This window comes from Bordetella muralis (assembly GCF_965139205.1).
Taxonomy (GTDB): domain Bacteria; phylum Pseudomonadota; class Gammaproteobacteria; order Burkholderiales; family Burkholderiaceae_B; genus Bordetella_A; species Bordetella_A muralis.
In genome coordinates, this window is sequence record NZ_CBCSIU010000003.1 from 308,903 (window position 1) to 322,696 (window position 13,794).

The following is a 13,794-nucleotide window of genomic DNA, read 5'->3' on the forward strand; positions in this document are numbered from 1 at the left end:
CAAAATGCAACCAAACATGCCAGCATTGATAAGGAATTCAACTGCTTCTCGACCGCGCGCCGACTGAATACTGTGCCCTTGGTCGATGACGGCACCACTACCCTTCTTAGTCGAGTCGTTTCAGAACTGCCGCCACAATCGCCTCCGGCCGATCCTCCTGGACCAGATGTCCTGAATCAGGCACGGGAATGCACTCAGCGTCGGAGATCGCTGCCGCGAGGGCCACTCCCTTGTCAAAGGGTATCCATTCATCGTTCCGCCCCCACAGGACCGTCACCGGGCATTCCATCCGCGCGTACTGTTGTTCGATCTCGTCGGTGAATTTCTGATCCATCTGCGCAATTTGACGATAGAAGGCGGGTTGGCCGACGGGCCCCAGCCATGGCGCACTGTAGATATCCAACGCCTGTTCGGACAGCGTGTTGTAGGCGGCGGTCTGTAAATAGGCTCGCAGCAGCGCCCGATGCATATAGTCTGGCATCCCGGAGAAGGCTATTTCATGCTTGCGCACATGTTGGACCAACGGCGACCCCCACGGGGCGAGAGCAACCGCGTCAAAGATCGTCAGGGATCTGTAGCGCAAGCCGTTCAGATAGTAGGCACGCAGCGCCGTAGCCCCACCGAAATCGTGCGCAAGCACATCCGGACGGTCGAGGCCCCATTCCGAGAACAGGACAGCAAGGACCTTGTTCTGTACGGCCAGTGACACGTCCTGCCCCTCGCGCATCTCCGATAGTCCATAGCCGACCAGATCAAAATAGTAGATGGTTCGGCGATCAGCGAGCTGCGGCACTATCCTGCGCCAGACCTGCGAGGAAAAGGGTGTGCCGTGAATCGCCACCAGCGGCGGCCCGCTCCCGATCTGGCCCCAGCGGACGGCGTTTCCTTCGATGATCGTGGTATTGGGTAGATCCAACATGGCATCACTCATATCGTCAGTTAGCTAAATGACAATATATAATCGAGACCATGGATAGATCAACCCAGATCAAGGCGATGGCGAGCGAGCAGCGGCTAACCGTTCTTCGACTGTTGGCGGAACCGCAAAAGCATTTTGGGCATCAGTGGTCGGCCGATCCGATCGAGTTCGGTGTTTGCATGACCTTGATTGCCGAGGCGCTGGCCGTTGCACAGCCCACGGCCAGCCGGCATTTGGATATTCTCAAACAAGCCGGCTTTATCACCGTGCGAAAACACCTGAAATGGTCGTATTGCAAACGGGATGAGGCCGCGATCAGAGACTATCTGGATTGGCTCGCGGCCGAGCTTTCGTCGACAGTTGAGATGAAGGCCGCGGGACGCTGAACGAACCGTCAGACGTTGATCACACGTTTAAACGTTGATCGGTCGGCAAAGGGCCGTGAATGCTAGGTTTCACGGGGAAATCGCGGCACGGCCTTTGCGGGAATCGCTGGAAGTACCCCCAGTTGTACCCCCATAGGGGTATCGGGATGATAGATCAGTCTGGATGCCGGTGCCAGCGCTGCGCCTGCCGGATAAAACGGGTATGGCGCAGACCGCATTGTTGGCTGACGCCTGGAACGGTACGCGATGAGATGCAAGGGAACGGGCCGCTGGGGCCCAGACCTCGGAGAACTCTCATGGCAGACCATCACACCCGCCACAACCCGCTGGGGCAAGATGCCCTGTTCACCACGCCCGCCTCGCTCATGCTCGATGCTCGCCTCACGCCGCTGGAGCGCAATGGCTGGCAGGTGCTGCGCATGCTGCGCTCTGCGGAGGGCATCAGTCCGCTGGCAAACCTGGGGCAGTTGCGTCGCTATCTCACCTCTACCCCGCTGGGGCAGCGGGCCGGGTACGAGACGGCCCGGCGCGTTCTCGTCGTGCTTCGGCTGACGGGATGGATCAGTCTGGTGGGCCAGCAACGCGATCCTCTGACCGGCCATGTGCTCAGCGAGCTGTATCAGGTTCACGAAAGCGCCCTGGACTTCCAACAAGCCTGCGCGCTCGATGCCAGTCTGCCCGCGCTTCTGCAAGCCTCCATCGGCCACGAAAACAACCAGGTAGATCGGGTGGCCGTCCACATTCAGGCAACGCTGGCACAGGCACCTGAAGCCGCCTCGATTGCGACCCACGATCAGCGTCACGATGACGATGATTTGCCCCCTACGTCGCCGTCGCAGGCGAGCGAGGCAGCCGACCCACTGCCATTACCTGGCGATTCCGCTGGCAGCACGCTTGTTCCGCAACAGACCGGACACGCTCGCCACATGACGGCTGAGCAGGGCAGTACGTATAAGACGTATATGTATAAAAAAGAACGTACGTACCGCGCGCGCGAAGGCAACGGCGATTCAGCATCGCAGTCGGTGAGCTTGCCGCCTTGCCTGAGCAATGCCCAGGCCGATCAGCAAAAGGACGTGCAGGCCGCCTTACGGCGGCTGCCGCCCCAGCATCGCCAGGAAGTACTCGACGAGTTGCAGGCACGCAGCCAGAGCGGCACCGTGCGCAATATCGTGGCCTACTTCTTCGCCTTGGTGAAGCGCGTCTTTGCGGGCGAATTTCGCCTGTGGGCAGGTCGTAAGGAGATGTCTGCCGCGAACCGGCCTGCCAAAAATCGGCCTGCTGGTGCACCACGCACCGAAACCCGCCCGGAACCCACTGCGCCACCGGCATCGCGTGAAACTGCCCTGGCGCACATCGCCAACATCCGCAAGATGCTGAACGCCTCGGCGAACGCTGGAGACATCGCGGCACAGGCAATGCAGGCCAGGGGATGGCAACCGCGTCCTGCGTAGCAAATGCTGCCGCGAAACGGGTCGTCACTGCCAGCCGCAGTGNCNNCCGCGTCCACGCCAGCAACAATGCGGGCGAATGCCGAATCCTATTGCGTGCGGCAGACATGATGATGGCCGCCCTACACTGACCGGGCAGTTGCCAAGACCGATGGGCTTCGTACATCGCCCCCCCCCCGACAGCGCAGGTTCCTGCAAGCGCTGGCCCCTCAGGGCGGAACCACCCCAGGTATGCCCAGGCTCCGACCGCATACCGGCCCTACCCAAGGGCGGAGCCTTCTTCGTCTGTTTGAACTCATCCCTACCACGCCGCCTGGCGCACTGTCCTTTGCGGCAATTACCTGTGCGCAATGCACAGGACTCCCGCTGCTTTTCTCATCCCACTCTCTTTCATAGGAGGACTTGTCCACGTTCACATCACTTTCGTCTTGTATTACCTCCGTCCAGGCTTCCAACAGGGAGCAAGACGGACGCCTCATTCGAGGCCCTGGTGTCTCCTGAACACCATGCCCTTGCCCTCACGGGATCTCGCCTTGGCGAGTTGGCACCAACACTAACCACTGAATTTCAGGACAACGCAGTACGGCGCTTTGCGTGGAGGCCGGAAGTGGACGACTTGACCTACACCCTGCGGCAGCTTTGCCAGCGCAACCGTGACGGCAGCTACAACACACAGGCCGACCGGATGCGTTCTCTCGCGCTGGCTGCGCGACAACTACGCGAGGCCGGTTTCCGGCAGATGAAGGCTTCGTCGCTCAAGGGCAAGCACGTCCAGGCGTTGCTGGACCGCTGGCAAGGCGAAGGTTTGTCGTCTGGCACTATCAAAAATCGGCTCTCCCACCTGCGCTGGTGGGCGGAGAAGATCGGCAAGGCCGGCATCCTACCCTCGGACAACACACAGCTTGGTGTGCCCGAACGTCGCTATGTGACCAATATCAGCAAGGCTCGCGAACCGGATGACAGGCTGGCCAGGATCACTGATCCCCACGTCCGTGTAAGCCTACGCTTGCAGGCCGCCTTCGGTCTGCGGCGGGAAGAATCCATCAAGTTCCAGCCCCGTCACGCTGACGGTGGCGACCACATCGCCATCAAGGGTTCATGGGCCAAGGGCGGACGCGACCGGACAGTGCCGATCACGACGCCGGAGCAGCGTGCGGTGCTGGACGAAGCTCATCGGCTGGCAGGGCCGGGCTCGCTGATCCCGGCGCACAAGACCTACATCCAGCAGCGGCATGTTTACGATGGCCAGTGCAAGGCGGCGGGGTTGAGCAACATGCACGGACTGCGGCATCGGTATGCGCAGATGCGGTATGAGATGCTGATGGGGTGGAAGGCGCCTGTGGCCGGGGGAATTCATTATTCGGCCCTGTCTGCTGAACAACGCCTACAAGACCACCAGGTCCGACTACATATCAGTCTTGAACTAGGACATGGGCGAGTCGGTGTAGTCTCGATTTATCTTGGCCGGTAGCAATATTCAAACAGTCTGTCCCAGCGGTAGCGCATTCAGTTCCGCACGAGCATCCCGCCAGGCAGGATAGTGTTGGGTCAGCAACGATATGAACCGCTCACTGTGCGTCGGCTCGATCAGATGGATCATTTCATGCACAATCACATATTCAAGCAAGTCACGAGGCTTCTTGGCCAGTTCCGTGTTGAGCCGAATGTGGGCCTGGCGATGATTGCAACTACCCCATTTGGTTTTCATCCGTTGCAGGAAGTAGCCATTGACCTTCACGCCGATACGTGGTTCCCAGTATTCGATCAGGGGTGAAATGGCCTGGTGTAGCAAACCGCGTTGCCAGCGTTGATAGATGGCTTCGCGCTTGGCTGCATTGGTGCCGGGGCGCACATGCAGGGTGATGCGACGGTGGTCCATCTTCACTGAAGGTGGGGCATCGCGCTCCAGCACCGTGAGCAAATAACGGCGTCCCCAGACGTAATGGCTTTCTCTGGTGACGAACTGGCGAGGAGTTTCGCGGGACTGTGCCTGCAATTGCGCCTGTTGCTGGCGAATCCAACGCAGCTTGGAAACAGCATAGGCACGAGCAACTTCCAGCCGCGTGCCTATCGGGGCCACCAGCGTCACCGCACCCTCGGGCGGATGCACGGAAAGATGGACATTCTTCACAGCCTTGAACGTGACGGCGATGTCCAGTTCCCCCAGACGTATGTGCGTCTGCGTCATCAGTAACCCGGCTGATTTCTCAGCAAATCGAACAGTTTGAGCGTGGCCTCGCGGTTCTTCCCAGTCAACGGGTGCAGGAAATTCTGCACGATGCGCTCCTTGGCTTCATCGCCACGCCATCCTGCCGGGGCTTCGTCACACATCAAACGGTCGATCTTCAGCGCCATCAGGGCCAGCGGGTCGCCGTAATCCGCCTGTGGCTCTTTGATTACACCATCCGCATTGGGCAACACATCGCCGGAAATGATGTCAGGCAGATTGCGATAAATCACCAGCGCACCTGCATTGCCGCGCAACATGGCGGGTTCATCGATATCGTGTTGTTTCGCGCGGTGCTTCTTCAGTATGTCTTCCGCCTTGCTCAGGAATGATTCGTAGGCCTCAGTGCCTTCACGGCTTTGCTGGATTAGGTCATCGAGCAGCTTGGACATCTGTTCGTAAAAGCGCGGATCGGTCAGGCGATCTCGGATGATGGTCTTGCGGACGTTGTTGATGATGGTTTCCGCAATGGCATTCTTCGACAGCTTGCCCTTCTCGTTGAGCCTCTTGGCGATGGCATTGTGGATGCCGGTCTCGATAATCAGCTCGGTCAGCGACAGTTCGGCCAAGTCCCCCAACGCCTGCGCTGGCTCGGCCTGAATATAAGTGTTGATGAGGTGGCGCATGTCGGCCTCATAGGGCTTGATGTCCAGCTCTTCGCCGCTGTAATGCTTGATGGCCGAACGCACCTCGGCATAGAACTCGGTTTCCCACCGCAAGGTGTCGGCTTCGCTGTCGGAGTAACCCGCCTCGGTCAGGTTCTGGGCGATGTCCGCGAAGGCACGCAGATAGGTCGCCACCGCCTTGTAGAAGGCAATGCGCAACGCCTCGCTTTCCAGCAGCGCCTCCGGATTCCCGGCATGGCCGCAGAAATAGTGGATGAACTGCTCCAGATCTCGCGGCTGCGGAACCGGCTCGCACAGGTAATGCAGCGCTTCACGGGCTTCGTCCAGTTGCTTGCGGCCTTCCTCCAGCCAGTTCTTCAGGTGGACGTTGTTCTCGCCGCCGTTGCCCGTGTCGATGTCCAGTTCGTCGGAGCTGTACACCGCAATGGCCTGTTGCACGTCACCAAACAGCTCCTTGTAATCGACGATATGGCCATAGTCCTTGTCGTCACCGTCGAGCCGGTTGGTACGGCAGATGGCCTGGAACAGGTTATGGTCGTGCAGTTCGTTGTCTAGGTAGATGTAGGAGCAACTGGGTGCATCGAAACCAGTGAGCAGCTTGCTGACCACGATCAGCAGCTTCATGCTGGCAGGCTCTTCGATGAAGCGTCGCTTGGTTTCGTCTTCGTACTGTTTGGTGGTCTGGCCGGCACGCAGCACATGCTGCTTGTAGGTGTCGTATTTGTAGCGTTCGTCGCTGCCGGCCGATTCTTTCGAGATGGCAACCGGGTTGGGTTCGTACGAGGTGATTATGCCCACATAGGGGCCGAAATGCGTGTTCTGGAACAACCGGAAGTAATGGCAGGCATCGTAGATCGAAGCTGCCACCAAAATCGCCGTGCCGCGATCATTGTCCAGGCGAGGCTTGAGGCTGAAATCTTCGATGATGTTGGCGACGATGCGATCCTTGCGCTCCTTGGCGCTCATCAGCTCTTCCATCGTGGCCCAGCGCTTGCGCAGGATGGACTTCTGGAAATTGTTCAGTCCGCGCGTTTTCTTCTCGAACCAGGCATCGATGGCCTTGCGTGAGGTCAGCCGCTGCGGCACATCCCGCGCCTCATACTTCAGGTCCAATACCACCTTGTCGGCCACGGCTTCGTGGAACTTGTAAGTGTGGATATACGTGCCGAATACTTCGCGGGTGGTCTGCCGATCCTTACGCAACAATGGTGTGCCAGTGAAGCCGATGAAGAGGGCGTCGACCAGCCAGCGCTTCATCTGCTTGTTCATGTTGCCGCCCTGGGTGCGGTGGCACTCGTCCACGAATACATAGAAACGCCCATGGATGGGCGGTGGCTCGCCCTTGAGATCGGCCGCATCGAATTTGTGGATCAGAGCGCACAACAAGCGCGGTGTGGTAGCGCTGAGTTTTTGCACGAAGTCTGCCCGTGAGGTAATGCGTGGTGGAGTCGCCCCTTCCCCAATCACCCCGGCATTGCGCATCACGCCTTCGATCTGCTTGTCCAGCTCGTCGCGGTCGGTTACCACCAGCACCCGTGCCTGCGGATCATGCTCCAGCAACCACTTGGCCAACAACACCATCAGGATGCTCTTGCCGCTGCCCTGGGTGTGCCAGATCACGCCACCCTCGCGTTTGGCGATGCGTTCCTGCGCGGCCTTGATGCCCTGGTACTGGTGCTGCCGGGGCACCTTCTTGAAACCCGCATCGAAGATCACGAAGTTGCGGATCAAATCCAGCAACCGCGCCTTCTCGCACATCTGCGCCAGCGGGCGATCCAGCAGCGCGCCCGCTGTTGCCATGGCTGACGGTTGTTCATCCTTCCACTGCACGAAGAATTGTTCCGGTGTGCCGGTGGTGCCGTAGCGCAGGCCTTGCGAATCGCTGCCCGCCAGCAGCAACTGCACCGTGCTGAAGAAGCCCTGATTGAAGGTTTCCTCCTGATTGCTGCACAACTGGCGAATACCATCGCCCACATCCACCGAGCTGCGCTTGAGCTCGATCACCGCCACCGCCAGGCCATTGATGTACAAAACGATGTCCGGCCGGCGGGTGCTCCCGCCCCGTAGCGTCACTTCCTCAGCCAACGCGAAGTGATTGAGCTCGGGCTGCGCCCAGTCGATCAACTGCACTGTCTCATGCGATTGGCCCGCCGCGATCTGCACCGGCACGCCGTAGCGCAGCAACTGGTAGGTACGCAGGTTGGCCTGGTAGGGCGTGATGCCGGTAACATCAACCGCGACTTCCAGCTTCTGCAAGGCGGCGCTGATGTGAGCGGGCGAGTACCCGCGAGCGGCCAAATTGGCGCGCAGCAACCCGGTTTCGATGGCGCGGTTGTGGTCGCGCTTGCTCCAGTTGCTCAGGTGTTCGTAGGCCAGGCCGCCATCGGCCAGTGGGGTAGTGAACAGCCGCGCTACGCGGTTCTGTGATGTGCGCTCGGAGCGCGGCATGGGTTGGGTCATCGCATCATTCCTCGGCGCCATCATCCGTGGGCTTGCCCAGCTCCCGCTCGATCTGTTCGATCGTCGGCAGGCTGGTTTGCAGCTCTTGCGGCAGGAATTCCACCAACTTGTATTCGGCAATGCCCATCGGCTGCGATTTGTCGCCCAGGGCGTACTCGGCCACCACTTTGTTCTTGCTCTTGCACAGCAGCAGGCCAATGCTCGGATTGTCCTGCGCGTGCTTCACCTGCCGATCCACCGCCGTCAGGTAAAAGCCCAGTTGTCCCAGGTGCTCGGGCTTGAACTTGCCCGCCTTCAGTTCGATCACCACGTAGCAGCGTAGCTTGAGGTGGTAGAACAACAGGTCGATGAAGAACTCCTCGCCGCCCACGTCCAGCAACACCTGTCGGCCCACGAAGGCGAAGCCCGCACCCAGTTCCAGCAGGAAATCGGTGACGTGCTGTACCAGCGCGTTTTCGATCTCGCGTTCCTGTGCTTCCTCGCCCAGGCCGAGGAAATCGAAGCGGTACGGATCTTTCAGCGACTCGATGGCCAGATCGGACTGCGGTGCAGGTAGGCGCTGATCGAAGTTGGTGACGGCTTTGCCCGTGCGCTCCAGCAGGCGGGTTTCGATGTGGATGTTGAGCACATTGCGCGACCAGCCATGTTCGATGGCCGCGCGGGCATAAGCCAGGCGCTCCGTTGGCGCTTTCAGGCGATCCAGCAATACCAAGTTGTGACCCCAGGGCAATTGTGCAGCAGCCTGCTGCACAATTTCGGCGTCCGGCCAAGCCTCGGCAAACGCCCGCATGTACTTGAGGTTGCGCGGCGAAAAACCCTTCATCTCCGGGAAGGCTGCACGCAAGTCATGTGCCAGCCGCTCGATCACCTTCGCGCCCCAACCCTGCTCGGCCTGCCGCGCCAGGATGTCACGGCCGATCTGCCAGTACAGGCTCACCAATTCCCGATTGACCGCCAACGCCGCACGCTGCTGTGCGGTGTGAATGCGGCCCTTCAACTCGGTTAGCCAGTCGGCGTAACCGTGTGGGGCTGGAGTCAGGGCGGCGGGCTTGTCGATCATGGCAAGGTCACTCCTTGGGGCACAAAATCTTTTTCTCGCATCCAGGCAAGCGCCTTCAGCCAGCGATCCTCAGGTATACGTTGCTTCGCTTCGTGCCAGTTGTGCAGCACCTCGTGCACAATCATTTCATCGGAGACGGTTCCTTTCTCACGCAGCAAATCGCTCCATGCTGCCAGTAAGGTGGCGACGATTTCGCATTTTTCCGTTTTCGCTGTTTTGAACGTGCTCAGAATGTTCTCAAGGGTCTCGACGATCCCAGAAAAATGCCGCTCGAAGTAGGGTTTGTGTCCGCCACGCTTCGCCAGTGGCACGTATTGGTAACGCCCATCTTGCTTGCGCGCCTCGAACCACTGCTGCTTCTGCAACTGGCTGTCTATCGAGCGCAGCGCCCGATTGTCATAGGGGCCAGCAGCCTTGCGGTGGTAGGTAGAGCCGGTGTCCACCTCACACAGATGCTCGGCGAGGAACATCATCTTCTCGAACTTGACGTGACCGAAAGTCGGCTGGTCGTGCAACTGGTCGATGATTTCGGCAGCCAGCACGCTTCTCAGGAAATGGACATTTGCCTTGCGTCCTTCCGTTTGTGCCGCCGCTTCCTCGTCAGGCTTTTCGGTAGACTTGACCAGCCGCGTCCTGCCGGTCAGCAGTTCCTGCATCATGGCCTGCTTGAGGGCGCGGGTTTTGATGTGGCGAGTTTCGAGGGCTGTGATTTCGGCTTCCATGTCGATGAGCAAAGAGGAGATAGCCTGCTGCTCATCAATACCAGGAAGCCTCAATTCAGCGCTGGCGATATGTGCTCGATTCGTCGCATAAACCTTTGTGCCGGCGGCAAGTTGCCGAAGGTGATCGCGGAACTTTGGGATGAACTGGATATAGGCTTTGAAATCATCTGCCAGCACACTCTTGTCAAATCTAATTGCGATGGTATGCAACCCCGACACCAGATCGACGCCCGTCGCATTTTGGATTTCAACCGATTTGCCAATGCCATCCATATCCTCAGATGCGTCAGCAAAAATGAGGTCACCATTTTGCAGACGATCCAAGCGACTCGCCTTGACGCGCGGGAGGCTAGGCATTTCTACGCTGACAGGATCAAGCATCACTTGTGAAGATCCGTGGATGTCGCCGTAATGCAAATATAGAACATCATCACTCCAAGAAAGCTCGGCACGCGAATTCACACCGTTCTTCAGGAAGGTCAGATGATCTCCCAACCGCTTCACCTCCCAATCCCCACTAAACCCCGGCAGGCGGGTTTGGCCGGTGAGGAGTTGCTGCATGGTGGCCTGTTTGATGGCGCGCTTTTTGGCGATCAGGCGATCCAGTCCGTCCAGCAGCGCGTCCATGTCGCCGAGGGCGGTGGCGATGGCGCGTTGCTCAGCGATCGGTGCGATAGGAATCCGTACGCGTCCGAGAATCTTCTGATTCAACGACGGCATCGTCGTGCCAATGGAGTTTTTCAATAGCCACGACTTAACTAATGTGCCTCTGAACTGTGCAGCCAAATACGCAGGCTGATAGTTTGCGGTTGGGCGAACGCATATTCCATCAGATCCGAGGAACCAGCCATCCTCTTTTTGGGTCACCAATGACGAGCGATCAACAGCCCCCTTCCTACCGAACACAATATCGCCAGTACGAAGCAAATATTGCGGAATACGCTTCGTCACCTCTCTGGGGATGCGGGGGGTGTTCTGTCCGACACGGAAGTACCCATCGCCAATTTCACCTACGGAAATTTGAGGCACACCATCGCCATCTGTGTATTCGCTAGCCTTCAACAACGTTCCAAATGGGCCAGTGATAATTTTTGAAAAGTCGTGTGCCTCACATGCACACCAATCCTCAGGAATCACCCCCACTTCCGTCATCTTGTACCCCGGTTTCACTTCCATGTCGTCCCCATTTTCTTCAGGTGCGTTTCCACCTTGGCGCTGAGGGAGGCCACCTCATCTTCCAGTTTGGGCAGCGGTGTTTCGTAACGTTCGGCCAGTTCGCGGATGCGTTGGGCCAGGGTCTGCGAGATGCGATCCAGTTCCTGCTGCACATCGTCTTGCAGGCGGGTCAGCCATTTGTCTTGCACCACCAGCGTTTTCACCTCGGCTTCGCTGAGGTTTAAGTAATGGTCATGCGCTTGCCGGTCGAGTTCAGCGTCCAGCGTTTTGACGGTTTTCTTCAATGCGGCTTCGCGGGCGCTGAGTTGCTGCCACTGCTTGAGCACGACGCGTTCGTCGACGCTATCGGGATCATTGCCAATTTCGGCAAGGCGATCCTTCACCTGCGCGGCGTTGATCTTGTCGAAGCCTGCGAAGGAGCCGTCTTCGCCGTCGTGCTCTTCTTCCAGTTCGGAGATCTGGCTGGCAATGCTTTCAAGCTCGGCCTGTTTAGCGTCCAGTTCAGCCTGCTCGTCGGCAAAGTAGTGGGCGACGATGTAGGGCTTGGGCAGCAGGTCGCAAGTCCAGCCCTTATCCTTGGTCTTACCCTTCTTGTCGGTTTCAACGATGCGCCGGGGCAGTGCCACCCAGCCATCGGCGGCGATCAGGTAGGCGTCGTCCTGCATCGTTTCGGCCCAGTAGTCCATCAGGTGCTGGTAGATGTCGTAGGGGTCGAGCAGCGGCGCGGCCTGGAAGGTGGTGAGCAGGGTTTCGGAGACCTGCGCGATCAGAGCCTTGGGTTTGTCGCCGGGCTGGATGCCGGTGAGCAGCGGCGTGACGGCCTGCTGCCATTTGCCGAACAGAGTTTCGACCTTGCTGCGGAAGTGCTGGAACTGCGGGTGGGCGAGGATGATGGAACGCACTTCGGCCATCGGTTGGCGCAGCCGCGCATAACCGGGACGCTCGGCCTCGAACAGTGCCTGGCGTAGGGCGGGCATTTCCTGCCAGTCGGCGGCGAAGGCGTCGATGTCGCGTTCGGGGATGCCGCCGTTGAGATGCGCGTCGATGTCGTGCAGGTCTTCCGGCTCGCTACTGTTGATATAGCGTGGCAGGTTGAGGTTGTAGTCGTTCTTGTTGCTGGCAATTTCGTCCAGCGGCACCATGCGCGCATAGCGCGGCTCGTCCACGCCACGGCGGAAGGTATCGACGATGCGGTGGATGTCCTGCTCGCGCAGGCGGTTCTTGGGGCCGTCCTTGATGAAACCTTTGCTGGCGTCGATCATGAAGATGCCCTTACGGGCGCTAGCGTTTTCCTTGTCCAGCACCAGGACGCAGGCAGGAATGCCGGTGCCGTAGAACAGGTTGGCGGGCAAGCCGATGATGCCCTTGAGGATGCCGGAGCGCACCAGTTGCCTGCGGATATGGGCTTCCGCATTGCCGCGGAACAGCACGCCGTGCGGCAGGATGATGGCACCCTTGCCGGTGGTGGCCTTCATGCTGCGGATGATGTGCAGCAGGTAGGCGTAGTCGCCCTGCTTGGCGGGCGGCTCGCCCCAGGTGAAACGGAGGTACGGATCGTTGGCTGGGCTGAGGCCGGTAGACCATTTCTTGTCGGAAAACGGCGGATTGGCGACCACGTAGTCGTAGGCACGCAGTTGCTCGCCGTCCTTGAACTTGGGATTCACCAGTGTGTCGCCACTGAGGATGGTGGCGCTGGGGAAGTCGTGCAGGATCATGTTCATCCGCGCCAAACCGGCGGTGGTCACGTCCTTTTCCTGCCCTTCCAGGGTGATCTGTCGGCCTGCCTCGGCAGCCACTTTCAGCAGCAGCGAGCCCGACCCGCAGGTTGGGTCGTAGGCGGTAGTGGAGGCCCGGGTGTTGGTGTGCGAGATGCCGATAACCTGGGCGATGACGCTGCTGACTTCGGACGGCGTGTAGAACTGGCCCTTGCTCTTGCCGGAATCCTGCGCGAAATGGCGCATCAGGTATTCGTAGGCATCGCCGAGCAAATCGTCGTTGTCGGCACGGTTGTTGGCGAAGTTCAGCTCGGGCTTTTCAAAGATGGCGATCAGGTTGCCCAGCCGTTCGACCATGGCTGAGCCTTCGCCGAGCTTGTTGGGGTCGTTGAAGTCGGGGAAGTCGCTGCGCGCCAGCTTGGTGTTGGCGTCGATCAGCTTCTGGATGACCTGGGTGTTGATCTTGTCGCCAATGTCGTCCTTGCCCTTGAGCGCCACCATGTCCTTGAACGAGGCGCCGGACGGAATGACCACGGGCGGGGCAAAGTCGTCGCTGTTGCCGTACTTGTCGCTGATGTACTTGATGAACAGCATGAACAGGACGTAGTCCTTGTACTGGCTGGCGTCCATGCCGCCACGCAGTTCGTCGCACGATGCCCAGATGGAACTGTAGAGGTCGGATTTCTTGACGACGCCGTTACGTGGGGTATGAGTCTTGGCGGCAGGGGTAGCAGTTGCTCGGTCCCGCGATGACGAATCTGCTTTCGTCTTTGTCTTCAGGTACGGCACGGCGGCTTCGCGTACTTCCAACGATGTCGCTGATTCTTTGTTGGCCGTATAGGCTGTCGTAGCCAGGGCAACCGAACCGCCGCGCCCTCGACCGGGAATGATCCGCCCCTCCTCGATCAGTTGCTGCTTGATGCTGTCATAAGTGGATTCCTGCCATCCCAACGCCTCTCGGAGCCGCTGATTCCCAGCGGAACCTCCCACGGCTTTGAGCTTGCTGATAAAGCGGTCAGTCTTCTGTTCGGTGCTTGTCACTTCAATATCCA

At 59.2% G+C, this 13,794-nt stretch carries 9 protein-coding genes; 3 read left to right on the forward strand and 6 right to left on the reverse strand.

The window, feature by feature from the left end:
* Positions 1-106: 106 nt before the first annotated feature.
* A complete protein-coding gene (locus ACNA0I_RS08105) occupies positions 107-919 on the reverse strand; it encodes an alpha/beta fold hydrolase (RefSeq protein ID WP_415805561.1) in 813 nt (270 codons plus the stop codon).
* A 50-nt stretch (positions 920-969) separates the two neighbouring features.
* Here ACNA0I_RS08105 and ACNA0I_RS08110 point away from each other — a divergent pair, with 50 nt between their 5' ends.
* The 3 genes from ACNA0I_RS08110 (at position 970) to ACNA0I_RS08120 (ending at position 4,227) form a co-directional block, all read left to right on the forward strand.
* On the forward strand, positions 970-1,305 hold the full coding sequence (locus ACNA0I_RS08110; RefSeq protein WP_415805562.1) for an ArsR/SmtB family transcription factor: 336 nt from the start codon (positions 970-972) through the stop codon (positions 1,303-1,305).
* A gap of 296 nt (positions 1,306-1,601) precedes the next feature.
* The gene (locus ACNA0I_RS08115) at positions 1,602-2,759 is read left to right on the forward strand and encodes an STY4528 family pathogenicity island replication protein (protein ID WP_415805563.1); all 1,158 of its coding nucleotides are present in this window, start codon (positions 1,602-1,604) and stop codon (positions 2,757-2,759) included.
* A 604-nt stretch (positions 2,760-3,363) separates the two neighbouring features.
* The gene (locus tag ACNA0I_RS08120) at positions 3,364-4,227 is read left to right on the forward strand and encodes a phage integrase N-terminal domain-containing protein (protein WP_415805564.1); all 864 of its coding nucleotides are present in this window, start codon (positions 3,364-3,366) and stop codon (positions 4,225-4,227) included.
* 6 nt (positions 4,228-4,233) lie between these two features.
* Here ACNA0I_RS08120 and ACNA0I_RS08125 read toward each other — a convergent pair whose 3' ends face one another.
* From ACNA0I_RS08125 to ACNA0I_RS08145, 5 genes are read right to left on the reverse strand one after another with little or no spacing between them, the layout of a single operon-like run.
* Positions 4,234-4,944 carry a M48 family metallopeptidase gene (locus ACNA0I_RS08125; RefSeq protein ID WP_415805565.1) on the reverse strand — a complete coding sequence of 237 codons (711 nt, stop codon included), beginning with the start codon at positions 4,942-4,944 and terminating at the stop codon, positions 4,234-4,236.
* Positions 4,944-8,069 carry a type I restriction endonuclease subunit R gene (locus tag ACNA0I_RS08130; protein ID WP_415805566.1) on the reverse strand — a complete coding sequence of 1,042 codons (3,126 nt, stop codon included), beginning with the start codon at positions 8,067-8,069 and terminating at the stop codon, positions 4,944-4,946. Before ACNA0I_RS08130 ends, ACNA0I_RS08125 begins: the two co-directional genes overlap by 1 nt.
* Before the next feature lie 4 nt (positions 8,070-8,073).
* Complete coding sequence (locus ACNA0I_RS08135) at positions 8,074-9,129, reverse strand: PDDEXK nuclease domain-containing protein (protein WP_415805567.1); 1,056 nt, start codon at positions 9,127-9,129, stop codon at positions 8,074-8,076.
* Positions 9,126-11,027 carry a restriction endonuclease subunit S gene (locus ACNA0I_RS08140; RefSeq protein WP_415805568.1) on the reverse strand — a complete coding sequence of 634 codons (1,902 nt, stop codon included), beginning with the start codon at positions 11,025-11,027 and terminating at the stop codon, positions 9,126-9,128. The genes ACNA0I_RS08135 and ACNA0I_RS08140 overlap by 4 nt, the downstream gene beginning before the upstream one ends.
* Positions 11,018-13,783, reverse strand: a complete 2,766-nt coding sequence (locus tag ACNA0I_RS08145) for an N-6 DNA methylase (protein WP_415805569.1) — start codon at positions 13,781-13,783, stop codon at positions 11,018-11,020. The genes ACNA0I_RS08140 and ACNA0I_RS08145 overlap by 10 nt, the downstream gene beginning before the upstream one ends.
* Between the last annotated feature and the right edge of the window lie 11 nt (positions 13,784-13,794).